The following is a 24,088-nucleotide window of genomic DNA, read 5'->3' on the forward strand; positions in this document are numbered from 1 at the left end:
CGGGGACCATGTGGTGGGGAGTGGCGGCGGCCCTGTTGGCGAACACCCTGTACAGCGTCGGATTCGTCCTGGAGAAGAGGGCACTCACCGCGCTCCCCCAGGTGACGATCCGTCAGCCTCTGCGGCTGCTGGGGCTGGTGATCAGAAGCCCGCTCTGGATCGGCGGTTCGCTCTCGCTGGCGGCCGGGTTCGGGGCGCAGCTCGCGGTCTACCGGACACTGCCCATCGCGGCGGCGCAGGGCATCTTCGTCTCCGGTCTGGTGCTGCTCGTCCTGCTGTCGGCGCGGCTGCTGGGCGAGGAGACCACCGGCCGGGAGCGGTACGCGCTGGGCGCCATCCTCGCCGCGCTCCTCATGGTCGTGCTGTCCCTGAAGGAGGGCTCGGACCGGGTCAGCCGGGACGCCCCGTACCAGCTGATCCTGCTGGTGTGCGTGCCGTCGCTGGCGGCGGGCGTGTGGCTGTACGGGTCCGCCGAGCGGCGCACCAGGCACCGGCACCGCATGCCGACGACCGGCGTCGAGTACGGCGTGGCGGTGGGCCTGCTGTACGGGGTCAGCTCGCTCGCGATCAAGGGGGTGTCGAGCTACGCGACCTCAAGTGGGCTCGGTGGCGCGGTGGTTGAGCTGCTGGGCTCCCCGTATCCGTATCTCCTGTTGTTCACCGGGGCGTTCGGCCTGGTGATGTCGCAGGCGGCGCTGCAACGCTGCCGGGCCTCGCTGATCGTGCCGGTGTGCACGACGGTGACCTGTCTGTACACCGCGGTGCTGGGCACGCTCTCGTTCGGCGAGTCCCTGCCCCACGACCCGCTGCGGCTCGCGCTGCGGCTCGCGGGCACGGTGCTCGCCGTCGGCGTGCTGCTGAGCATGCCCAAGCACGATCCGGCGCCCCAACCCGCCATCGGTGCCAAGGAGTTGACGCCCCCATGAACCCCGACGACCCGCTGCTGCAGATCCTGGCCTGCCCGCTCGACAAGGGCCCCCTGCACCTCGTACCGCCGGACGAGGCCCTCTACAACCCCCGGCTGCACCGCCGTTACCCGATCGTCGACGGCATCCCGCAGCTGCTGCCGGCCTCCGGCGAGCAGGTGACCGACGACGAGCACGAGGACCTCCTGCGCCGCTGTACCGGGGGTTCCCCCCAGACCCCCGGGATGACCCCATGACCGTGCCCGCACGCACCTGGGCGGCGAGAGTGGCCCCCCATCTGCCCACCCGTCTCGTCGCGGCGGCCGCCCGGGCCGTGTACCCGCGCTTCGAGCCGGAGCTGGCGCGGCTGCCCGAACTGTGCCCGGAGGGCTGCCGGACGGCGGTGGACGTGGGTGGCTGGTACGGGCCGTGGACCCGCCGGCTCGCCGGGCGGGCACGGCGGGTGGTGACCGTCGAACCGGTCCCCCATCTGGCCCGGCTGCTGACCGCGGCGGCCCCGGCGAACGTCCAGGTCGTCCAGGCGGCCGCCGCCGACCGGCCGGGCACCGCCCGGCTGTGGCTGCCGCCCGGAGACGAGGGCGACCGCGGGGTGTCCTCCCTGGTCCGGCGCGACATCCACGGCCGGGCGGTGGACGTCCGCTGCGTCACGCTGGACGAACTGAACCTGAAGGACGTCGGTTTCATCAAGATCGACGTGGACGGGAGCGAGCTGGCGGTCCTGCGCGGGGCCACCGGAATCCTCACGCGCGACCGGCCCGCGCTCTTCGTCGAACTGGAGTCCCGGATCCAGCCGATCGCACCGGTGGTGACCTACCTCGCCCTCCTCGGCTACGACGGCTGGGTGCTGCCCCGGGCCACCTGGGTCCCGCTGTCCGGCTTCCCTCTGGAGGCCCACCAGGAGACGGCCTCGTACGTCGTCGGCCAGGGCCTGCTGCGCCGGGTCCTGCCCTTCCTCCGCCGCCCCCGCTACGTCAACTCGGTGCTCTTCCTCCCCGACGGCCGCAGGCCCGGTGTCAGTGCCGTGGGGGACGATGGGGGTCATGCCCTCCGGAAAGCCCCCGGCTAGCCCCTTCACCGTCCACGACTTCCAGCTGGTCCTGCTGCGCCGCATGGCCGACCACAACCCCGGCCTGGTGGAGGACGCCCGGCACACGCTGGGGGTGTCGATCGCGGAGATGCGGGAGGCCAACAGGCGCTGGCAGGCGATGGTCCGCTCCCCCCGGGCCCGCGCCGCCGCGTCCCGGTACCGCTCGGTCCTCGGTGCCCCGGAGACCGTCCTGACCCGCGCGGTGGGCGACCTGGAGTGCGAGGCCTGGCTCTGGCCGGTCCCGCTCTGGCCCGACCTCCGCTTCGAGGTCCTCCTCTCCCCGACCGGCGCGGTCTGGAACGAGTGGCTGATCCGCGCGCCGGGAGCCGGGAGCCCCGCCCTCCGCACCCTCGCCGACCTCACCCCCTGGTCATGCACGGTCGACGAGGCGGCCCGCGCCTTCCCCCCGGCCCGCCCCCTGGAGGGCACGGCCCCGACCCGCTGGGGCCTGGCTTTCACGGCCCCGGACGAGACGGGCGCACGGCGCGAGGTGGTGGCCGAGTTCACGTGGGGGCTGCTGCAACGCCTGACCGTACGCTGACCTCGTCCCGCGGGCTGCCGGGAGCGCCTCAGGTGCTCCCGATCACCGGGCACCGCTTCCCCACCGGCGTCAGGCCGTCCCCTCCACCACGTCCGCCACCACGCAGCTGACGTTGTCCGGGCCGCCCGCGGTGTTCGCCGCGTCGACCAGGGCGTGTACGGCCGTGTCGGGGGTGGGGGCGGCGGTGAGCAGGGTGCGGATGGCCGGGTCGGGGACGACGGCGGACAGGCCGTCGGAGCACAGGAGATAGCGGTCGCCGGGTTCGGCGTCGTGCAGTCCGAGGTCCGGGGTGCCGGTGGTGAGGGCCTTGAGGAGCAGGGCCCGCCGGGGGTGCGTGACCGCCTCCTCCGGGGTCAGCCGGCCCTCGTCGACCAGGGACTGGACCACCGTGTGGTCGTGGGTGATGCGGAAGAGGTCCCCACCGCGCAGCACATAGGCGCGCGAGTCGCCGATGTGGACCAGGGCGAGCCGGGAGCCGGTCCACAGCAGGGCGGTCAGCGTGGTGCCGTTCTCGTCCGTGCCGGCGGCCACGTCCCGCACCGCCTCGCTCGCCCCGTGCACGGCGTCCGCCAGCAGGTCGAGGACGTTGCCGGCCGGCAGCTCGGCGCTGTCCAGGAACCGCAGCGCCGCCACGGCCGCGCTGCTGGCGGGGGCGCCCGCCGGGCCGTAGCCGTCGGCGACCGCGAGGAGCCGGGCACCCGCGTGGGCCGTGTCCTGGTTGGCGGGGCGGACCCGGCCGGGGTCCGAGTGGGCGCAGTAACGCAGTTCGAGCACGGTGGTGTCCTTCCTCGGTGCGGCCGTCAGCTCCTGCACCAGGAACGCGGCGAGGTCCCGCCGTACGGCCGTCTCCGCCTCGACCTGCGCCCAGTACGCCCGGATCTCGACGGCCGCGGCCTCGGGCGCGAGCCCGCACACCGCGCGGATACGGGCCAAGGGCATGCCGAGCCGCCGCAGCCAGGCCACCAGCCGGGCCTGTTCCAGCTGGTCCGGGGTGTAGTAGCGGTAGCCCGTGACCGCGTCGACGCGGGCCGGACGCAGCAGCTCCAGCTCGTCGTAGAGCCGCAGCGCCTTCGGCGTCAGCCGGCACGCCCGCGCGAAGGCCCCGATCGTCAGCCACTCCATACGGCCTCCTCCGTTCCTCGCCCCGATGGTGGGGCTTCACCGAGGGGGAAGGTAAAGCGGTTGCGGCGGTTGCGTCCGTCACGGTTAGCCTGCCGGTCGACCCGTAAGGGAAAGGAACCCGCCGTGCCCCGAATCGCCCTCGTCACCTACGACCCCGGCCCCGAGCCCCACAAGGACGCCGACCTGCCCGTGCTGGTGGCGGCGCTGCGCGAGGCCGGCGCCGACGCGCGGGCCGTGTGCTGGGACGACGCCGACGTCGACTGGGCCGGCTACGACCTGGCCGTCATCCGGTCCACCTGGGACTACAGCTGGCGGGCGGCCGAGTTCGTGGCGTGGGCGGAGCGGTGCGGCAAGGCGACGCGGCTCGCCAATCCGGCGGAGGTCGTGCGCTGGAACACCGACAAGCGCTACCTCGGGGAGCTCGCGGAGGCGGGGGTGCCGGTGGTGCCGACCCGCTATCTCGCGCCCGGCGACCCGGCCGACCTGCCCGTCGGCCACGAGTACGTCGTCAAGCCCACGTCCGGGGCGGGCGCGCGCTACGCCGCGCGGTACACGCCGGAGCAGCACGAGGATGCCGTACGGCACCTGGAGCGCATGCACGCGGAGGGCCTGACCGCGATGGTGCAGCCGTACATGCGGGGCATCGACGCGGGCGGTGAGCGGGCGCTGCAGTTCTTCGGGGGGCGGCTGCTGCACGCCGGCCGAAAGCGGGCCGTCCTCGCTCCCGGTACGTCCTTCGACGCGGAGAAGGTCGCCCACCCGGGTCTGGAACCCTGGACCCCCACCCCGGCCGAAGTAGCCGTCGCCGAACGCGCCCTGGCCGCCGTGCCGGACGCGCCCGAACTGCTGTACGCGCGCGTGGACCTCGTCGACGGGGAGGACGGGCAGCCGCGGGTCATGGAACTGGAACTGGTCGAACCGAACCTCTTCCTGTTCCTGCACCCGCGGTCCCTGGGGCCGGTGGTGGAGGCGCTGCTGGCAGCGGCCGGACGCTGACGCGAGCGGCTCCCGGCCCCGCCCCGGGCCCGTTACCCGCCGTCCTCCGGCTCCCAGTCCAGCAGCCGTACCTTCGCCACCGTGCGGACATGGCGGCGCATCGCCGTGGCCGCCTGGCCCGGGCGCCGCAGGTCGATCGCGTCGAGGATCGCCCGGTGCTGGGCGAGGGAGCGCTCGGGGCGGTGCGGCTGGCGCAGGGACTCGGTGCGGCTCTCGGCGATCTGGTCGGCGATGGAGCGCATGAACTCCGCGAGCAGGCTGCTGTGCGCGGCCGCGGTGACCGCCGCGTGGAACAACCGGTCGCCCTCGACACCGTGACCGCCGTCCTCGATCTCGCCGGCCATCGTCGCGAGCGCGGTCCGCATCGCGACCAGGTCCTCGTCGGTGCGGCGCTCGGCGGCGAGTTCGGCGAGCTTGGTCTCCAGGGCCTCGCGGGCCTCGAGGACGTCGGGCAGACGCCGGCGCCGCTCGACCATCTTCTCGACGGGTTCGACGTCGAGGCTGTCGCGGACGAGATACGTGCCGCCGCCGTGCCGTGCCTCGACCAGGCCCTGGACCTCCAGGACGACGATGGCCTGCTTCACGGAGGCCCGGCTGACCCCGAGGCGGGTGGCCAGATCGCGTTCGGGCGGGAGCCGGTCGCCGGCCCGCAGCCCGGCCTCGGTGACGTACTGGCGCAGCCGGTCCAGCACCTGTTCGTACAGGCGCGGTTTGCTCATGGGGCGCAGGGCGTCGGTCACGGGTCCCCCTCTCGTTCGTCGGGAGAGTAACACCCCGTAACACCCCCATAGGCGGTCAATTGGCCAAGTGGCTGAGCCAATTCTGCGCGCGCCCTTGACGTTCCGCGCGCCTCGCACCACGCTAACCAGCCACCACCCACTGGCCGAGTGGCTCAGCCAATTGACCATTCAGCCAATCACCCAGTGAGCCGCTCAGCCCACCCAACCGCTCCGGGGCCCAACGACGGGAGCCCGTATGTCCCCCGAACTCATCTCGATCCTCGTCCTCGTCGTGGTGTTCGTCATCGCCACCACCCGTTCCGTCAACATGGGCGCCCTCGCCTTCGCCGCCGCCTTCGCGGTGGGCGAGCTGGTCGCCGGCCTCGACGCGGACGGCATCTTCGCCGGCTTCCCCGGCGATCTGTTCGTCGTCCTCGTCGGCGTGACCTACCTGTTCGCGATCGCGCGGGCCAACGGCACCACGGACTGGCTGGTCCACGCGTCCATCCGGCTGGTGCGCGGGAGGGTGGCGCTGATCCCGTGGGTGATGTTCGCGCTCACGGGGGCGCTGACGGCGATCGGCGCGGTCAGCCCGGCCGCGGTCGCGATCGTCGCGCCGATCGCGCTGAGCTTCGCCGCGCGGTACGGGATCAGCCCCTTGCTGATGGGCGCGATGGTGGTGCACGGCGCGCAGGGCGGCGGCTTCTCCCCGATCAGCATCTACGGGACGATCGTCAACGGCATCGTCGAGCGCGAACACCTCCCGGGCAACGAGGTGTTCCTCTTCCTGGCCTCCCTCATCGTCAACCTCGTCATCGCGGGCGTGATGTTCGTGCTGTTCGGCGGGCTGAAGCTGTGGGCGCGGGGGGCGGTGCCGCCGGCCGAGACCGGCGCCGCCGGGGACACCCCCGACGGGCGCGAAGTACCGGACACCGGCACCACCCCCGGCCCCTCGGGCACCACCGCTCCAGCCGCCTACGCCCCGGCCGCCTCCGGTACCGCCACCGCCGTGGTCACCCGCCCCGGCGCCCCCGACACCACCCGCCTCACCCCCGCCCGCGTCGCGACCCTGACCGCCCTGGTCGCCCTGGTCGTGGCCGTCCTCGTCTTCGACCTCGACGCCGGGCTCACGTCGATCACCCTCGCGGTGATCCTGAGTGCCGCCTGGCCGCAGGACAGCCGCACGGCGGTCGGACAGATCGCCTGGACCACGGTGCTGCTGATCTGCGGAGTCCTCACCTACGTGGGTGTGCTGGACGAGATGGGCACGATCAAGTGGGCCGGTGAGGGCGTCGGCGGCATCGGCGTCCCGCTGCTGGCCGCCGTACTGCTGTGCTACATCGGCGCGATCGTCTCCGCGTTCGCCTCCTCCGTGGGGATCATGGGCGCGCTGATCCCGCTGGCCGTGCCGTTCCTCGCGCAGGGCGAGATCGGCGCGGTGGGGATGGTGGCGGCGCTTGCGGTGTCGGCGACGGTCGTGGACGTGAGCCCCTTCTCGACGAACGGGGCGCTGGTGCTGGCCGCGGCGCCGGACGTGGACCGCGAGCGTTTCTTCCGGCAGCTGATGGTCTACGGAGGCATCGTGGTCGCGGTGGTGCCCGCGGTGGTGTGGCTGGTGATGGTCGTGCCGGGGTTCGGGTAGGACCGACAGGCGACAACACGTCAGGAGTTGTGAAGCGTGACCTCTCTCTTCCCGGCCCTCAGGGGCATCGCGGCGGACCGTCCCGCCCTGCGGTTCGGCGACCGCTCGCTCACCTACGCGCAACTCGCCGCCGCGGCCGGCGGCCTGGCCACCCGTCTGGCGCGGTACGACCGCGTGGCCGTCTGGGCGACACCGGAGCTGGAGACCGCGGTGGCCGTGGTGGCGGCGCTGGAGGCCGGTGTCGCGGCGGTGCCGCTGAACCCGAAGTCCGGCGAGAAGGAGCTCGGGCACATCCTCAACGACAGCGCCCCCGGTCTGCTGCTCTCCGCACCGGGTGCCGAACTCCCCTCCGCGCTCGCCGGCTTGGAACGCCTGGACATCGACGTGCACGGCACCGGCGCCCCCGTCCCCGCCCTCGAGAGCCCGGCGCGAGACGCGGACCCGGCCCTGGTCGTCTACACCTCCGGCACCACGGGGCCGCCGAAGGGCGCGGTGATCCCCCGCAGGGCGGTCACCGCCACCCTGGACGCCCTCGCCGACGCCTGGCAGTGGACCGCGCGGGACGTCCTCGTGCACGGCCTGCCCCTGTTCCATGTGCACGGCCTGGTCCTGGGCATCCTCGGCCCGCTGCGCCGCGGCGGTTCGGTCCGCCACCTCGGCCGTTTCAGCACGGCCGGTGTGGCCCGTGAGCTGAACGGCGGCGCGACCATGCTCTTCGGTGTCCCGACGATGTACCACCGCATCGCCGAAACCCTCGCCGAAGAACCCGAGTTGGTGAAGGCGCTGGCCGGTGCCCGCCTCCTGGTCTCCGGCTCGGCGGCCCTCCCCGTGCACGACCACGAGCGCATCACGGCCGCGACCGGCCGCCGGGTCGTCGAGCGCTACGGCATGACGGAGACGCTGATGAACACCAGCGTGCGCGCGGACGGCGAGCCGCGTGCGGGCACGGTGGGCGTACCGCTGCCGGGTGTCGAGCTGCGGCTGGTGGAGGAGGACGGGTCGCCGATCACGTCGTACGACGGCGAGACGGTGGGCGAGATCCAGGTGCGCGGGCCCAACCTGTTCACCGAGTACCTCAACCGTCCCGACGCGACGGCGGCCGCGTTCACGGCGGACGGCTGGTTCCGTACGGGGGACATGGCGGTGCGGGACGCGGACGGATACGTCCGGATCGTCGGCCGGAAGGCCACCGACCTGATCAAGAGCGGGGGTTACAAAATCGGGGCGGGCGAGATCGAGAACGCGCTGCTGGAGCACCCCGGGGTGCGGGAGGCGGCGGTGACCGGGGAGCCGGACCCCGACCTGGGCGAGCGGATCGTGGCGTGGATCGTTCCGGCGGACGCCCAGTCACCGCCCTCCCTCGACGAGTTGGCGGACCACGTGGCCCGCCGACTGGCACCCCACAAGCGCCCCCGGGTCGTCCACCACATCGACTCCCTCCCCCGCAACGACATGGGGAAGATCATGAAGCGGGCGCTGCATGGCTGAGCGTCCGTCCGCACGCGAGGTGCTCGCGCTGCTCGCCGACGACTTCTCCGAGATCCCGTACCCCGAACGGCGGCCGAAGCCCGACGGGCCGCTCGCCTGGGAGGGCTACGACGCCTCGCGCGCCCGCGCCGCCGAGCGCACCGGCGAGCAGGAGTCGGTCATCTGCGGCACCGCACACGTGGAGGGCACCCGAGCCGTCCTGATCGCCTTCGAGTTCGGCTTCCTCGGCGGCTCGCTGGGCGAACGCACCGGCGACCGGCTGGAGGCGGCGTACCGGTACGCCCGCGAACACCGCCTCCCCGTCGTGCCGTTGGTGGCCACGGGTGGCAGTCGTATGCAGGAGGGCATGCTCGCCCTGTCCCAACTCCAGCGCGTGGCACGCGAGTCGGCCCTGACGCGGGCGGCGGGCCTGCCCCAGATCGCGGTCCTGCGCGACCCCACCACGGGCGGCGGCTGGGCCACCCTGGGCGCGGGCGCCGACGTGATCCTCGCCCTGCCGGGGGCCCAGGTCGGCTTCGCGGGTTCCCGGGTCCGCCCGCCGGACGCGGATCCGTCGGCGTACTCGGCACAGGCGCAGGTGGCGGCGGGCGCGGCGGACGCGGTCGTACGGCCGCAGGAGCTGCGGGAGACGCTGGGGAGGTGGCTGCGCCTGCTGGCCCGCCCGTCGACCGGATCCGGCGACGGCCGGTCCACCGAACCCGCACCCGCTCCCGTCCCGGCCCCGCTCGGTGCGACCGGGCTGCCCGCCACCGGATGGGACGCGGTCCGCCGTGCCCGTTCCCCCGAACGGCCCAGGGCGAAGGCGTACCTGGACGCCTACTTCACCCGCCGCGAGGCGGTGTCCGGCGACCGCTGCGGCGGCACCGACCCGGGCATGCTGTGCGGCTTCGGCGAGCACGCGGGCCGCACCATCGCCTATGCCGCCCAGACCGGCACGGCGACCCGCCCCGCGGGCTATCGCACCGCCGCCCGCCTCATCCGCCTCGCGGACCGTCTCGGCATCCCGGTGCTCACGCTGGTGGACACCCCGGGCGCGGCCAACGACGCGGAGGCCGAACGCCAGGGCGCGGGCGCGGCCATCGCCGACCTGTTCGCCGCGGTCGCCTCCGTCCGCACCCCGATCACCACCCTGCTCATCGGCGAGGGCGGCTCCGGCGGCGCCCTGGCCCTGGCGGCGCCCGGAGCCACGTACGCGACACCGGACAGCTACTTCTCGGTGATCGCACCGGAACTGGCGGCGGCGATCCTGAAGCGCGGTCCGGAGGAGGTCGAGTCGACGGCGGACCAGCTGCGGATCCGGCCGCAGGACCTGGTGGAGCTCGGGGTGGTCGCACCGTTCGGGGAAAGCGGCCGCCCACGGCACCTGTGACCCCGCCTCACGCCACCTTACGGGGAACTTATTTAGGTCATAAGCGACAAAACCCCCCATTCAGCCGCGCCCCGCCCGGCCCTCTAATAAAGGCGCCCCCTCCCTCGCCCGCGCACGATGCCACTAAGCCCCGCCACCCGGCGCGGCCCCACGGTCTGTGCTCTCGGGAGGACCTGCCATGACCGCCAGTCTGGAGCAGCTGCGCCGCTGCCACTTCGCCGTCGACCTGGGCGCGGCGCGGACGCGGGTGTACGTGAAGGGGGCCGGGCTCGTCGTCGACCAGCCGTCGGCCGCCGCCGTGAACACCCGCACCGGCGCGCTGATCGCGGTCGGTGAGTTCGCCGAGAAGATGACGGGCCGCACCCCCGACTACATCCGTGTCGTCCGGCCCGTCTCCGGCGGCACCGTCGTCGACATCGAGATGGCCCAGCGCATGCTGCGCCATCTGCTGGGCGACAGGATCCGCCGCAACCTGCGCCGCAAGCCCCGGCTGCGGGCCGCCGCCTGCACCCCGCACGACGCCGACCCGCTGGCCCAGCGCGCGGCGATCGAGACCCTCGTCGGGCTCGGGGCACGGCGTGTGGAGCTCGTGGACACCCTCATCGCCGCCGCCGTGGGCTGCGGACTTCCCGTCGAGCGGCCCGAGGCCACCATGATCATGGTGTGCGGGGCCGCCGCCACCCAGGTCGCCGTGCTCTCCCTCGGGTCGATCGTGACCGCCGAGCGCATCCCGGTCGGCGGCGAGGCCGTGGACCACGCGATCGTCCAGCACCTGCGCCACGAGCACGAGCTGATGCTGCCCAGCCAGTCCGTACGACCCTTGCAGCTGGCCCTCTCCGGCAACGGCCTCACCCCGCAGGGCCCCGCCTCCACCGAGATCCACGGCCGGGACGTCGCCACCGGGCTGGCCCGTTCCGTGCAGGTCGACACCGCCGCCGTACGGGACGCGATCGAGACGCCGCTGACCGCCGTGCTCGACGGCATCGGCCGGGTGCTGCGCAACTGCCCGCCCGACCTGGTGGCCGACCTCGCCGACCGCGGCATCATGATGGTCGGCGGCTCCGCGCTGCTGCCGGGGCTCGACCAGATGCTGCGGCACGCCACCGGGATGCCGGTGCACATCGCCGAGCGGCCCGACGTCTGCGCCGTACAGGGGCTCGGGTACATGCTGGAGGGCCGCATCGAGCCGCTGTCGCTCGACCCCCTGGCCACCTGAGACGCGACTCCCCCCGCCGGAGACGGCCTTGCCGGCGACGGGGCCGGTGACGGTGAGGCCCCGTCAGACCATCTCGGGCACCCGGGCCGTGCCCTCGGGGTGGAACCGCTCCAGCCGCCGCGGCGGCACGATGCTCGGCAGCAGCATCTCCCACATCAGGGTGGTCTCCTCGGTCAGGTCGGCGCGGCCGCTGAGGACCTGGCTGCTGAGCTGCACTCCGGTCCAGGAGCCGACGATCAGCCGGGCCACCCGTCCGGGGTCGAGGTCCGCCTTGACGTCCCCGCGCTGCTGGGCCTGGACGAGGCACTCCCGGATGAGCTCGATCCACCGGGCGTACGGCGCGCCGGCGAGGCCGGCCCTGGAGCTCCGGTCGATGACCAGCCGGATGCCGGCCCGCACCCGGACGTCGGCCACCAGCCGCCGGGCCATGGAGTGCACGATGTCGATGACGGTCTGCACGCCGGGCCTCGTGGTGTCCGTGACCGGTTCCAGGGCGGCGAACTGCTCGTCGACGAGGGCCTGGGCGAGCTCCTCCTTGGAACCGAAGTGGAAGTACAGCGCCCCCTTGGTCACCCCGGCCTCCTTCACGATGTCCCCGAGCGACGTCCCGTGGTACCCCTCGGCGGCGAAGACGCGGGCCGCCCCGTCGAGGATGGCCGACCGGGTGACCTCCGCGCGCTCCTGCCTGACCATGCGTCCCACCCCTGCCTGAGTCACGAGCTCTCGGGAGCAGTCTGCCTTCCTGATCAACAGAGAAACCAACCGACTGGTACTTTTCTCGACGGTCCGGGCGAACACCGATGACGGACGCCGGGGCCCTGATGGCCGACCTGGACGTCGATACGGTCACCCCCGCGTCCCAACTCCCCGCCGGCGAGCCCGGAGTGAGCGGGTGCGCCCCTGTGTGCTCCCCGCCGAGGGCGCTACGGTGGAGGTTCCGACGGCTGTGGGAGGCTCTCTCGTGACGAGCGGAACCGCGACGACCCGACAGGCCGGAACCTCTTCCGCCGTGACCGCACCGGCTCTCACCTCCGTCACCCGGATCGGGGTGACCGGGCACCGCCGCATCCCGGGCCCGCTCCTGCCGGGCGTGCGGGCGGAGATGCGCAGACATCTCGGCGCCGGCACCCTGGAGGCCCTCACCTGTCTCGCTGCCGGCGCCGACCAGCTGTTCGCGGACATCGCCCTGGACAACGGTGTCCCGGTGACGGCGGTGATCCCGGGCATGGACTACGAGGCCCACCTCGACGACGACGCCGCGCGCGCCGGGTACCGCAGGCTGCTGCGCGCCTGTGCGCGCCGTGTCCAGCTGCCGCGGGAGGCGACGCACGAGGAGGCGTACCTGGCGGCGGGCCGCTGGATCGTCGACCACTGCGACCGGCTGATCGCCGTGTGGGACGGCCGGCCGGCCCGGGGCCTCGGGGGCACCGGTGACGTGGTGGCTCACGCACGCAGGACGGGGGTCCCGGTGACCGTCCTGTGGGACCCGGACGTGCGCCGCGAACCCTGACGCACGGCTCCTGACGGTCTGTCAGCCACCGAACCGGCCCAGCCAGTCCGAGTGCTGCGGCGACACCAGCCGCTCCGCCTCCGCCACCGCGAGGGCCCACCGGTCCTCGGTCACGGTCGTGCTCATCTCGACCCGCAGGGTCTCCAGGTCCTGCTCGACGAGCGAGTGCGCGTAGGTCAGCGGCCGGTGCCTGCGCACCTCCTGCCAGGCCACGCCGGCCGCCGCGGACGCGCTGAGCACTCCGGTCAGGTCCCAGCCGCCGAGCATCCCGGCCGCCCTGAGCACGGCGGCGAGCAGCGCCAGCAGGGTCAGTACGGCGGTCACCGACGACCACTGCACGGAGGCGCGGTGGGCCTGCGCGGCGCGCCGCCGGTACCAGGCGTGCTGCTCCAGTAATCGCTCCCGCAGATAGACGTCCCGCCGCACCGGGAAGGGCTTCGCCCGCACCTGCCGCATCACCGCGGTGATCTGACCCTCGCCGCGGGTGTGGGTGCCGTTCCTGGAGTCCTCCCAGCCCACCTTGCGCATCTCCCTGAGCCGTTCCTCGACGCGCTCGGCGAACAGCGCGTCGGCGTTGGCGACTTGGGAGTGGAAGATGCCCCCGTGCACCATGTACTGCCACGCCAGGGACTTCAGCATCTCGGCGACGGCCCGATGGGCCTGCCAGCGTGCGCGGGCCCTGCGGCGCGTGGTGCGCAGACCGATGCCGATGGTCAGGGCGTACAGCAGCGCGGCCAGGACCGCCGGGACATGACTGTCCAGGCGTTCGGCCAGCATGGCGGAGGTCGTGGCGGCCAGCAGGACGACCAACTGGGCCCGGACGGCACGGAACGATTCACTCTGATGGGTGATCGCCAGTTGATCGTTAACACGGAAGAGCGGAGGGAGGTCGTCGTCGTTCCAAGTGACTCCCGGCCCCGGAATACCGACCCTCATGGCCCACCCCCGACATCAGGCTCCCCCGGACATCCGAGTATGGGCGCGTACGCCTCCCCCAGCCATGCTCCGGAGCCCTCCGGCTGAGGTATCGTCCGCCTAAAACCGGGTTGTCTCTGTCTCATGGTTCGAATTCCGACACCGGGCCTCTGGTCTCCTTGGGCCGGGGACACGCCGGTCCCCACGGAAGGAGACATCAGACAGATGAAGGCTCAGACGGTCACGGAACGCGCGACGGCCGCCGGTTCCGCCCCCCAGGGGCAGCACACCCCGCTGGGTGCGATCGACTCCACTGCCACGACGAAGGCCGCTGACCGGGTCACGGGTGGTCCGGGACGGCGTCCCACGACCTTCGACTCGGCGCTGTAGGGCGCACATCCGGCCGCGACCGCGCCCGCCGTTCACCACGGCGTGCGCGGTCGATCCGCCGGAGTACGGTCCGATACCACAACACAGGTGTGCGGTATCCCAATTGGCCGATACAGGCCGTGCGGGGGTGACGGCGCGCGGTAGCGTGTGCTAAGTGACCGTTTCCTCGGGGGACCACCCACTCCAGCAACTCGTCCTGAAGATCCACAGTCGCTGTGATCTGGCGTGCGACCACTGCTATGTGTACGAGCACGCGGACAAGAGCTGGAAGACCCGCCCGGTCGTGATCGGCCAGGACACGGTCCGCCGGACCGCGGCCCGGTTCGCCACGTACGCGCGCGAGCACGACCTGGCCTCCGTCACCGTCATCCTGCACGGTGGGGAGCCCCTGCTGGCCGGTCCCGCCCGACTGCGCGCCATCTGCGCCGAGTTCAGCTCCGCGCTGGCCGGGATCGCCGAGCTGGAGCTGAAGATCCACACCAACGGCGTGCAGCTGAGCCGCCGTCACCTGGACGTCTTCCGGGAGTACGGCGTCCTCGTGAGCGTCTCGCTCGACGGCGACCAGGCCGCCAACGACCGGCACCGCCTCGACCGCAGGTACCGGAGCAGCTATCACCGCGTCCTGCGCGCGATCGACCTGCTGCGCACCGAGGAGTACCGGCACCTGTTCGGCGGACTGCTCTGCACGGTGGACGTGGCGAACGACCCCGTCGCCGTGCACGACAGCCTGTCGGCCCTCGAACCGCCCCGGATCGACTACCTGCTGCCCCACTCCACCTGGGACACCCCGCCGCCGCGCGGCTCCTCCGGTTCGGCGACGCCGTACGCCGACTGGCTGCTCGCCGTGTTCGACCGCTGGACGGAACAGGGCCGCAAGGTGCGGGTGCGGACCTTCGACTCGGTGCTCAGCACCCTGCGGGGCGGCCCCAGCCTGACCGAGGCGATGGGGCTGGCCCCCTCCGACCTGGCGGTCGTGGAGACGGACGGCTCCTTCGAGCAGGTGGACTCGCTCAAGACGGCCTACGACGGTGCACCCGCCACGGGATACCACGTCGACGAGCACACCTTCGAGCAGGTGGCCCGGCATCCCGGCGTCCAGGCGCGGCAGCGCGGCCTGCTCGGGCTCTCGGAGACCTGTCGGGCGTGCCCGGTGGTCGAGTCCTGCGGTGGCGGCCTCTACGCCCACCGCTACAGCAGCGAACGCGAGTTCGACAACCCCTCGGTGTTCTGCGCCGATCTGCGCGCCCTCGTCGACGGGATCGCCGAACGGATCACCGACCGCGCCCTCTCACCGGCGGTCCTCGACCCGGAAGCCCTGCGGTTCGCCCGCCAGGAGCTGGACCGGGCGCTCCTCGCCTACGCCAACAAGCGGCTGGCCGGGCACCCCGACTGGGACGCGACCTGGCCGGCCCTGCTCCGGCTGGACGCGGACCGGAGCACCGCGGAGCACCTCAACCGGGTGCTGTCCCACCCCTACCTGCGGGCCGCCCTGCGTCATGCCGAGGCGGCCCACATCACCTCCGCCCGCTTCGCCCGGGTCGCCGTGGCGGCGGCCGTCCACGCGCACGCCCCGCTGCGGCTGGCCTGGGAGCAACCGGACCGGGAGCTGCACCTGCCGACCCTCGGCACCCTGACCCTGCCCGCGCCGGGGCGGGTGGAGGCGGTCGTGAGCGCGCGGGGTCTCGACGTCCGCACCGCCGACGGGACGTGCCTGTCCGCGGGCGACCAACCCAGCGCCACCTGGCGGCCGTTGACAGTGCTGAAGGTGGCGGCAGCCGAGCCGCTTCTCATCGACGACGCGGACCCCCGCCGTGCCGTCTATCCGGCCCCCGTCACCGACCCGCTGGACCCTGCCGGGCTCAGCGCGTTCCGCGAGCGGCTGCGGACCGCCTACGAGCTGCGGGCGGAGCAGGGGGCGGGGACGGACGACGACCGCAACGCCCTGCGGGTCGACGCCGTCACCCCGCTCGTCGCCGGGGCCGGGGTGCGGCTCGCCGGCGACGGCCTGGGCGGGCTGGGCGTGGCCGTCGACTTCGAACCCGCCGCCTTCGTCAGGGAGTTGCCCCGTCTGGGGCGCCGGGCCCGGCTGGCCGCCCTGCGCGCGACGACCGATCTGCATGTGCCGGGCAACCAGGCCGGCCGGCTGCTCACGGAGGCCGTCGAGGGACTGGGCGACGTGGCGTACTGGGGCCGTGAGACTCCGCAGGGCCTCCAGGCCCTGGCCCGGGCCGGCCACGCCCTGACCTCACTGTCCGAACTCCCCGGCCGCGACCTCACCGAGAGCGGCGAGGTACTGGCCGGGGAGCTGCGTGCGGAGTGGGCGACGATCGCGGAGCGGCCGTGACGAAGCCGGCGGCCACGACCACCTCGACCGACCCGCCGCGCCACCGACTCCCCGACGGCCACCCCGGGCCCCCGACCTGGTCAGACACCGACCACCCGGCCACCGGCCGCGCCGACGCCCCTCCCTCGGCACCGGACACCTGCCGCCCCGACGCGCGCCCCTCCGCACTGCCCCCAGGCCGCCCAGACACCCAGCTGTCCGGCCCACACCCCAGGCGCCTCGGCTCCCTCCCGACCGCCCGGCCGAGCGGCCAGCAACTGACCGCCGAACAGCCCGAGTTACCCCTGCGCCCCGACAACCGCCCCTCCCCACCACCCACCAGGCACCCCGACACCCGGCCATCCGGCCCACACCCCGGGCGCCGCGACCCCTTCCCGCCCGACCCGCCGGGCGGCGAGCAACTGACCGCCGAACCGGCCGAGTTACCCCTGCGCCCCGACACCCGCCCCTCGGCACCGCACACCGGCCACCCCGACACACGCCCCTCCCCACCACCCACCATGCACCCCGACACCCGGCCACCTGACCCACACCCCGGGCGCCGCGGCCCCTTCCCGCCCGACCCGCCGGGCGGCGAGCAACTTACCGCCGAACCGGCCGAGTTACCCCTGCGCCCCGACACCCGCCCCTCGGCACCGCACACCGGCCACCCCGACACACGCCCCTCCCCACCACCCACCATGCACCCCGACACCCGGCCATCCGGCCCACACCCCGGGCGCCGCGACCCCTTCCCGCCCGACCCCCCGGGCGACGAGCAACTGGGCGCTCTCCTGGCCGGGTTACCCCTGCGCCCCGAAGCCCCCCTCATGGTCCACGCCTCCCTGAGCGGCACCCGCCTCTCCCCCACCCAGGTCCGCGACGCGCTGCTCGACGCGCTCGGTCCCCGTGGCACGCTCGTCGTGCCCGCCTTCACGCCCGAGAACTCGGACAGCTCCCGCGCCCACCGGGCCCTCGTCGCGCACCTGAGCGCCGAGGAGGCCGAGGAGTTCCGTGCGTCGATGCTCCCCTTCGAGCCGGACGCCACTCCCTGCCCCTCGATGGGCGCGCTGGCCGAATGTGTGCGGAGCACTCCGGGAGCCGTGCGCAGCGCCCACCCGCAGACCTCGCTGGCCGCGATCGGCCCCCGGGCGGGCGAGTTGCTCGCCGGGCACGACCCGCAATGCCACCTCGGCGAGCGCTCGCCCCTCGCCAAGCTGTACGACGCCGATGCCCAAGTGCTGTTGCTCCGGGTGGGGTTCGAGGTGTGCAGCGCCTTCCACCTCGCCGAGTACCGCATGACCCCGCGACCACCCCTGCGGGAGTACCGCTGCGTGCTGGGCGACAAGGGGAACTGGGTCACCTACCAGGACCTGACCTTGGACGACGGTGACTTCGCGGAGGCCGGCGCACGGCTTCCGGATGAACTCCTCGTGCGGCGGGAATGGTCCGGAAGACCGGTCACGCTGTTCGGAATGCGGGCCGCCGTCGACGACGTACGCGATCAACTGTCCAGATCTCGTCTCCGGAATGACGTGAAATAAGCGATCCGCCGGGCCTCCTGGTCAGGCACATTGTTCTTCCGGTTCCAGGTGGCTCCGGCTACGGGGTCATCGACGCGCAGGGGGGCGTGTTGGACACACCTGACGGGGAGTGGGGGCAGGCCTCGGCCGAGGGGCAGCCCTATTTCTTCCTCAGCTACGCCCACACCCCGCCGTGGGGATCGGGCGGCGGCGACCCCGACCACTGGGTGCACCAGCTCTACCGGGACCTGTGCAACCACATCATGGCGCTGACCGACCTGCCCGCCGGTGCCGAAGTCGGCTTCATTGACCGGGAGATGGGCTCCGGCGACGGCTGGCCGCGCAAGCTCAGCGAGAACCTCGCCCGCTGCCGCGTCTTCGTACCGCTGCTGTCACCGCGCTACTTCACCAGCGAGATGTGCGGCCGGGAACTGTACGCGTTCAACGAACGCCTCCTGCACGCCAAGGCTGCCGGCGGACGCGAGGTGTCCGCCATCGTCCCGGCCCTGTGGACGCGCGTCGACTTCCAGCAACTGCCGGACTCCATACGCCACATCCACCTGGACCGCACGACCTTCGGCGACCGTTACGCCACCAACGGCTTCTACGGGCTCATCAAACTCAGCCGACTGCGCGACGAGTACGAGGAGACCGTCCTCACCCTCGCCCAGCGCATCGTCCAGGTGGCCGAGGAGTCACCGCTGCCGCCCGGCCGGCTGCGCGACTACGAGTCCACGCCGAGCGCGTTCCGGCCGCGCGGCGAGGAACCCCGGCACATCCATCTGACGGTGGCCGCGCCCACCCTCGACAGCGTGCCCGAGGACCGGGACCCGCGCCCGTACGGCGAGGACCCGCTGGACTGGAACCCGTACCACTCCGAGTCGACGCGCCCGCTGCCCGCGCTGGCGGAGGAACTGATCCGCTCGCTGGACTACCGGCCCACGGTCTCCTCCTTCGACGACGAGGACACCGAGGGCCCGCACTCCGCCGGCGCCGACGAGGAGGGCGGCAAGACGGGCCGCCCGCGCATCCTGCTCGTGGACCGGTGGACGCTGACGGACGAGGAACGGCGGCGCAGGCTGAAGGCGTTCGACGCGCAGGCCCAGCCGTGGGTGAGCGCGGTCGTCCCCTGGAACCGCGCCGACCTCCAGTGCCACGGCGACGAGGGCCAGCGCCTGACCATGGAGTTCGAGCGCACCCTGCCCCTGCTGCTGGAACGCGGCAGGCGCACCGACTGCCGTACCGCGGTCAACGGCGTCCCCACGCTCAAGGCGTTCACCGACGTGCTGCCCGCCGTCGTGGCGCACACCACCCGGCAGTACCTGAAACACGCGGAGGCCCATCCGCCGCCGGGTCCGCACGTGCCCAGGCCCCGTCTGCTGGGCCCCATCCAGCCGCCGTACCCGGAAGGCGGACCCGACCACGGAGGAGAAGCATGACGGGCCCGCGCGACGGACGTGTCATCACTTTCTACAGCTACAAGGGCGGTACGGGCCGCACCATGGCACTGGCCAACACCGCCTGGATCCTGGCCGCCAACGGCAAACGGGTCCTGGCCGTCGACTGGGACCTGGAGGCGCCGGGCCTGCACCGCTTCTTCCACCCGTTCCTCGACCCCAAGGCGCTGTCCGCGACCCCGGGCGTCATCAACATCATCCAGGACTACGCCTGGGCCGCGACCACCGGAACCCAGCGCCCCGACGACTGGCACCTGTCCTACGCCCAGGTCGAGCAGCACGCGGTGTCCATCCGCCCCGAACGCTTCGACCTGCACTTCCCCGAGGGCGGCTCGCTTGACTTCCTGTCCGCGGGCCGCCAGGACCGGGCCTACTCGGCGGCGGTCACCTCGTTCGAGTGGGACAACTTCTACGAACGCCTGGGCGGCGGCACCTTCCTCAGGGCCCTGCGGGCCAGCATGAAGGCGACGTACGACTACGTCCTGATCGACAGCCGCACCGGCCTGTCGGACAACGCGGACATCTGCACCATGGAGATGCCCGACGTCCTGGTGGACTGCTTCACCCTGAGCGACCAGGCGCTGGAGGGCGCCGCGGTCGTCGCCCGCAGTGTGGAGGAGGGCTACCGGCCGCGCCGGATACGGGTCCTGCCGGTGCCGATGCGCATCGACGAGGGCGAGAAGGAGAAGGTCGACGCGGGCCGCGCGCTGGCCCGGATGCGGTTCGAGGGGCTGCCCAAGGGGGCGGACGGCCGGCCGCTGAGCCAGGAGGAGCTCAGCGCCTACTGGGGCAACGTCGAGATCCCGTACCGGCCCTACTACGCCTACGAGGAGACTCTCGCCACCGTCGGCGACGAGAGCGGCATCGCCAACTCGCTGCTGTCCGCCTTCGAGCGGCTCACCGCCGTCATCTCCGACCGCGAGGTCACCTCGCTGCCGCAGATCCCCGAGCCGGTCCGGCTGCGCTGCCGGGACGCCTACCTCAGGCGCCGGCCGCTGACCAGCGTGGCCGACGTCGTCGTCGCGTACGCGGCGGAGAAGCGGATGTGGGCCGACTGGGTCGAGTACCTGCTCAAGCGGGCGGGCTGCGAGGTCACGCTGCACGAGATCTCCACCGGTCCGGTCGAGCCGGCCGAGACCACCGCCCACACCGTGGTCCTGCTGTCGAAGACCTTCCAGGAGTCCCGGTACGCCGACTCCGTCTGGCGTGCCCTCGGCGAGCGGACCCCGGACGGCGCCCGCGGCTCGGTGGTGCCGCTGCGGGTCGAGGAGGTCCCGCTCCCGGAACCGTGCACCGACCTGCACCGGCTCGACGAGGCGGAGTGCGTGGCCGCGCTCCAGCGGGCACTGGAACTCCCCTTGCAGCAGGCGGAGAACAGCCCGTCGGCGCCCCGCTTCCCCGGCATCACCCCCGGCATCTGGAACGCGCCCCAGCGCAACACGACCTTCACCGGCCGGGCCCCGATCATGGACCGCATCCGCACCCAGCTCGGCGAGCTGTCCGGGCCGCCGCAGCCGCAGGCACTGTTCGGCCTGGGCGGCGTGGGCAAGACGCAGCTCGCCATCGAGTACGTGCACCGGTTCATGGCCGACTACGACCTGGTCTGGTGGATGTCCGCCGAGCACATCGACGACGTGGTGGCCTCGCTCGCCGAACTAGCCCCGCTGATAGGCGCGACGGGCACCGAGGAGGACATGACGAAGGCCAGCCAGGAGGCCGTGCAGCGGCTGTCCAGGGGGTTACCGACCAAGCGCTGGATCCTGGTCTTCGACAACGCGGGCGACCCCGCGGAGCTGGCCCGCTACTTCCCCACCGGGGACGGCGGCCACATCCTCGTCACCTCCCGCAACCAGGCCTGGTCCCAGCACGGGGCGTCCCAGCAGATCGACGTGTTCGAACGCCAGGAGAGCATCGAGCACCTGACCCGGCGCCGCGAGGGCGGCCTGTCGGCCGAGGACGCCGACCGGGTGGCGGAGGCCGTCGGCGACCTGCCGCTGGCCGTCGAACAGGCGGCGGCCTGGCTGGCCGAGACCGCCACCCCGATCGAGGACTATCTGCGCCAGCTGGCCCGGCAGACCACCGAGGTCCTGGACCTCAACCAGCCGCCCGACTACCCGCGTACGGTCGCGGCGACCTGGAACGTCTCGATCGAGCAGCTGGAGAAACGCTCACCGGCGGCGGTACGGCTGCTCCAGCTGTGCGCCTTCCTCGCGCCCGAGCCGATCTCCCAGCAACTGCTGTACAGCAAGGAGATGATCGCGGCACTCAAGCCGTACGACCCCTCGCTCCAGGAGAGTCTGCTGCTCGGCCGGATCATCCGCGAGATCGGCCGGTTCGCGCTCGCCAAGGTCGACCAGAAGACCAACAGCCTCCAGGTGCACCGGCTGGTGCAGGCGGTGATCCGCTCCCAGATGCCCGAGGAGAAGCAGCAGGAGGCGCGGCACGTCGTGCACACCGTCCTGGCGGGCACCCGGCCCGACGGCGACGAGCCCATAGACGATCCGAGCACCTGGCCCCGCTTCGCCGTCATCTGGCCCCACCTGGCCGCCTCCGACGCCCGCAACTGCCGTGAGGCCGACACCCGCCGACTGCTCATCGACCGCGTCCGCTACCAGTGGAAGCGCGGTGACTTCCTGGCCGCGCGGCGCCTCGCGGAGGACCTGCTCCAGCACTGGAAGCCGGTGCTGGGGGAGGACGACGTGTACTACCTCTACCTGCGCTTCCACCTGGCCAACGTGCTGCGTTCCCAGGGGCGTTACGTGGAGGCCCGGGAGATCGGCGAGGACCTGCTGGAGCGCCAGCGCCGGGAACTGGGCGAGCAGCATCCGCACACCTACGCCACCATGTCCGGGCTCTCCAGCGACCTGGCGGCGCTCGGCGAGTACACGAAGGCGGTCGAGCTGGCCAAGGAGGCGCACACCGGCTTCAGCGAGATCTTCCACGAGTCGCACCGGCGCACCCTGAGCGCGGCCAACAACCTCGCCCTGGCCCTGCGGATGGTGGGCAACTACGGCGAGGCCCGCGGCATCGACCAGGACACGCTCGACCGCCGCATGGCCGTCCTCGGCCCCGACCACCCGTACACGCTGGCCTCGGCCGAACGCCTCGGCCGGGACCTGCGGGAGGTAGGGCGGTACGCGGAGTCGGTGTCGATCCTCTCCCGCACCTACGCGGCTCACAAACGGATCCTGACCAGGGAGTTCCCCGGCACCCTGCGCTGCGCCAAGTCCCTGGCGGTGTCGCTGCGCCGCAACGGCCAGCTGGAGGACGCCCGCCGGCTGACCGAGGCGACCCGCAAGCAGTACAAGGACCAGTACTCGGCCCCCACGCCGGACTCGCTGGCCTGCGACCTGAACCTGGCGGCCGACCTGTTCGCGGCCGACGAACGGGACCGGGCCCGCGAGGTGGCCAGGGAGGTGCTCGCCGAGTACATGAAGGTGCCGGGCGAGGCGCACCCGTACACCCAGGCCGCCCTGAACAACCTGGGGATCTTCCACTGGGGCTGCCGGGACCTGGACGAGGCGGAGGCGGTGTTCCTGAAGGTGCTGCCCCGTATGGCGGAGGTGCTGGGCGAGCACCATCCGCACGCGGTGTTCTGCAGCGTGAACTACGCCAACGTCCTCTACGACCAGGGCCGTTACGAGGAGGCACGGGAACGCGACGAGGCGGCGCTGCCGGTCCTGCGCGAGGCCCTCGGCGGCCACCACCCCGAAACGCTCGCCGTCGTCACCAACCTGGGGCTCACCCTGCGGGCCCTGGGCCGGGACGGCGAGGCCCGCGCCCTGCGGGAGGAGGCGATGGCGGAACTGCGCCTGCTCCTCGGCGAGGACAACGGCATCACCCTGCTGGCCGGCCGCGAACGGCGGATCTACCGGGACCTGGAGCCCCTCTCCGTGTGATCCCAGCGCGCACGGTCGACCCGGCCGCCCGGCAGCACTCCGCCGCGGACACGCGCCCGCGGGGGCAACCCGCCCGTCAACCCGTCCGGGCGTCGGTGAGGAGCCAGTCCAGTACGGCGGGCAGGGCGCGCAGGGCGGCGAAGTGGGCCGAGGTGGGTTCCAGGACGGCCGTGGCGCGCGGGATGCGGTCGGCGAGCCAGGAGGCGTGCGAGGCCGGGGAGAAGACGTCGTCCTTGCCGTGCCACAGCAGCACCGGCACCTTGATCCGCGCCGGGTCGAAGCCCCAGGAGGCGGTGAGGGCGAGGGCGTCGTCGATCCAGCCGTACGGCGAAGTGCGCAGTGCCTCACGGTAGTTGCGCAGCAGCATCGAGCGGATGGTGTTGTCCGAGACGATGAGCCGGTCGTCGGCGGTGAGGTCCTCGCGCAGTTCCTCCAGCAGCCGCGCCGGGTTGCTGCGGATGGCGGCGGAGCGCGGGATGATCCCGGCGGCGAACCGCTCGGGGTCGCTGGCGGCCGTGCTCAGGGCGGCGACGTTGGACGGCGCCATCCCCGCGTACCAGTCCAGGCCCTCGGCGTCGCGCGGTGCCCAGCCCACCATCGCCGCCGCCCGGGTGACCCGGTCGGGCAGCAGCGCGGCGCAGGCCAGGGCGTGCGGGGCGCCGGCGGACCGGCCGGCCACCGCGAACCGGTCCAGTTCCAGGGCGTCGGCGACATCGGCGACGTCCTGGGCCACGTCCGCCACCCGGCGGCGCGGCATCCGGTCCGAACCGCCGTATCCGGGACGGTCGTAGCTGATGAGACGGGCACCGCGCTGGTGGAGGAACATCGAGCGGGGTTTGGGCCCCACGCGGCTGCCCGGCATGCCGTGCAGGAGGAACACGGGGCGTCCGTGCGGATCCCCGGAGACCTCCACCCGTAACCGTCGTCCGTCCGCCGTGCGCACATGGTCGGGCACCGCCGCGCTC

General features: G+C 73.0%; 20 protein-coding genes. 15 read left to right on the forward strand and 5 right to left on the reverse strand.

Going from position 1 to position 24,088, the window contains the following annotated elements; all coding sequences use genetic code 11:
• Positions 1-20 precede the first annotated feature (20 nt).
• The 4 genes from M2163_RS18530 to M2163_RS18545 are packed head-to-tail and all read left to right on the forward strand — an operon-like array spanning position 21 to position 2,554.
• The gene (locus M2163_RS18530; RefSeq protein WP_280897279.1) at positions 21-926 is read left to right on the forward strand and encodes a hypothetical protein; all 906 of its coding nucleotides are present in this window, start codon (positions 21-23) and stop codon (positions 924-926) included.
• Positions 923-1,162 carry a Trm112 family protein gene (locus tag M2163_RS18535; protein WP_125195444.1) on the forward strand — a complete coding sequence of 80 codons (240 nt, stop codon included), beginning with the start codon at positions 923-925 and terminating at the stop codon, positions 1,160-1,162. The genes M2163_RS18530 and M2163_RS18535 overlap by 4 nt, the downstream gene beginning before the upstream one ends.
• Positions 1,159-1,992, forward strand: a complete 834-nt coding sequence (locus M2163_RS18540) for an FkbM family methyltransferase (protein ID WP_280851679.1) — start codon at positions 1,159-1,161, stop codon at positions 1,990-1,992. The genes M2163_RS18535 and M2163_RS18540 overlap by 4 nt, the downstream gene beginning before the upstream one ends.
• Positions 1,958-2,554, forward strand: coding sequence for a hypothetical protein (locus tag M2163_RS18545; RefSeq protein ID WP_280894496.1), 597 nt, complete (start codon positions 1,958-1,960; stop codon positions 2,552-2,554). Before M2163_RS18540 ends, M2163_RS18545 begins: the two co-directional genes overlap by 35 nt.
• Positions 2,555-2,623: 69 nt before the next feature.
• Here the strand turns inward: M2163_RS18545 and M2163_RS18550 are convergent, their stop codons facing one another.
• The gene (locus tag M2163_RS18550; protein ID WP_280894497.1) at positions 2,624-3,676 is read right to left on the reverse strand and encodes a MerR family transcriptional regulator; all 1,053 of its coding nucleotides are present in this window, start codon (positions 3,674-3,676) and stop codon (positions 2,624-2,626) included.
• Between the two features lie 123 nt (positions 3,677-3,799).
• On the opposite strand from M2163_RS18550, the gene M2163_RS18555 reads away from it, so the two are divergent.
• Positions 3,800-4,672: a hypothetical protein gene (locus M2163_RS18555; protein WP_280894498.1), complete on the forward strand. Its 873-nt coding sequence runs from the start codon at positions 3,800-3,802 to the stop codon at positions 4,670-4,672.
• A gap of 32 nt (positions 4,673-4,704) precedes the next feature.
• Here the strand turns inward: M2163_RS18555 and M2163_RS18560 are convergent, their stop codons facing one another.
• The gene (locus M2163_RS18560) at positions 4,705-5,412 is read right to left on the reverse strand and encodes a FadR/GntR family transcriptional regulator (protein WP_280894499.1); all 708 of its coding nucleotides are present in this window, start codon (positions 5,410-5,412) and stop codon (positions 4,705-4,707) included.
• Between the two features lie 235 nt (positions 5,413-5,647).
• Between M2163_RS18560 and M2163_RS18565 the strand changes: the two genes are divergently transcribed.
• The 4 genes from M2163_RS18565 (at position 5,648) to M2163_RS18580 (ending at position 11,106) form a co-directional block, all read left to right on the forward strand.
• Positions 5,648-7,033, forward strand: coding sequence for an SLC13 family permease (locus M2163_RS18565; protein ID WP_280851674.1), 1,386 nt, complete (start codon positions 5,648-5,650; stop codon positions 7,031-7,033).
• 36 nt (positions 7,034-7,069) lie between these two features.
• Positions 7,070-8,521: an acyl-CoA synthetase gene (locus M2163_RS18570; RefSeq protein ID WP_280851673.1), complete on the forward strand. Its 1,452-nt coding sequence runs from the start codon at positions 7,070-7,072 to the stop codon at positions 8,519-8,521.
• Complete coding sequence (locus tag M2163_RS18575) at positions 8,514-9,890, forward strand: carboxyl transferase domain-containing protein (protein ID WP_280851672.1); 1,377 nt, start codon at positions 8,514-8,516, stop codon at positions 9,888-9,890. Before M2163_RS18570 ends, M2163_RS18575 begins: the two co-directional genes overlap by 8 nt.
• 178 nt (positions 9,891-10,068) lie before the next feature.
• Positions 10,069-11,106 (forward strand): rod shape-determining protein, encoded by a 1,038-nt coding sequence (locus M2163_RS18580; RefSeq protein ID WP_280851671.1) that lies wholly within the window; start codon positions 10,069-10,071, stop codon positions 11,104-11,106.
• A gap of 63 nt (positions 11,107-11,169) precedes the next feature.
• On the opposite strand, the gene M2163_RS18585 is transcribed toward M2163_RS18580, so the two are convergent.
• Positions 11,170-11,799: a ScbR family autoregulator-binding transcription factor gene (locus tag M2163_RS18585; protein ID WP_280851670.1), complete on the reverse strand. Its 630-nt coding sequence runs from the start codon at positions 11,797-11,799 to the stop codon at positions 11,170-11,172.
• A 316-nt stretch (positions 11,800-12,115) separates the two neighbouring features.
• Between M2163_RS18585 and M2163_RS18590 the strand changes: the two genes are divergently transcribed.
• Positions 12,116-12,616, forward strand: a complete 501-nt coding sequence (locus tag M2163_RS18590; RefSeq protein ID WP_280851669.1) for a hypothetical protein — start codon at positions 12,116-12,118, stop codon at positions 12,614-12,616.
• Between the two features lie 21 nt (positions 12,617-12,637).
• Here the strand turns inward: M2163_RS18590 and M2163_RS18595 are convergent, their stop codons facing one another.
• Positions 12,638-13,552 carry a DUF4231 domain-containing protein gene (locus M2163_RS18595; protein ID WP_280851668.1) on the reverse strand — a complete coding sequence of 305 codons (915 nt, stop codon included), beginning with the start codon at positions 13,550-13,552 and terminating at the stop codon, positions 12,638-12,640.
• A 204-nt stretch (positions 13,553-13,756) separates the two neighbouring features.
• Between M2163_RS18595 and M2163_RS18600 the strand changes: the two genes are divergently transcribed.
• The 5 genes from M2163_RS18600 (at position 13,757) to fxsT (ending at position 23,123) form a co-directional block, all read left to right on the forward strand.
• Positions 13,757-13,921, forward strand: coding sequence for a hypothetical protein (locus M2163_RS18600; RefSeq protein WP_156100574.1), 165 nt, complete (start codon positions 13,757-13,759; stop codon positions 13,919-13,921).
• Positions 13,922-14,075: 154 nt separating this feature from the next.
• Positions 14,076-16,265, forward strand: coding sequence for a radical SAM/SPASM protein FxsB, inactivated metallohydrolase extension form (gene fxsB, locus M2163_RS18605; protein WP_280851667.1), 2,190 nt, complete (start codon positions 14,076-14,078; stop codon positions 16,263-16,265).
• Complete coding sequence (locus M2163_RS18610; protein WP_280894500.1) at positions 16,262-17,788, forward strand: AAC(3) family N-acetyltransferase; 1,527 nt, start codon at positions 16,262-16,264, stop codon at positions 17,786-17,788. Before fxsB ends, M2163_RS18610 begins: the two co-directional genes overlap by 4 nt.
• A gap of 86 nt (positions 17,789-17,874) precedes the next feature.
• Positions 17,875-19,206, forward strand: coding sequence for a TIR-like protein FxsC (locus tag M2163_RS18615; RefSeq protein WP_280851666.1), 1,332 nt, complete (start codon positions 17,875-17,877; stop codon positions 19,204-19,206).
• A complete protein-coding gene (gene fxsT, locus M2163_RS18620) occupies positions 19,203-23,123 on the forward strand; it encodes an FxSxx-COOH system tetratricopeptide repeat protein (RefSeq protein WP_280894501.1) in 3,921 nt (1,306 codons plus the stop codon). The genes M2163_RS18615 and fxsT overlap by 4 nt, the downstream gene beginning before the upstream one ends.
• A 76-nt stretch (positions 23,124-23,199) precedes the next feature.
• Here the strand turns inward: fxsT and M2163_RS18625 are convergent, their stop codons facing one another.
• Positions 23,200-24,078, reverse strand: coding sequence for an alpha/beta hydrolase (locus M2163_RS18625; protein ID WP_280851664.1), 879 nt, complete (start codon positions 24,076-24,078; stop codon positions 23,200-23,202).
• Positions 24,079-24,088 lie beyond the last annotated feature (10 nt).

The organism is Streptomyces sp. SAI-135, assembly GCF_029893805.1.
In the GTDB taxonomy this organism is placed as follows: domain Bacteria; phylum Actinomycetota; class Actinomycetes; order Streptomycetales; family Streptomycetaceae; genus Streptomyces.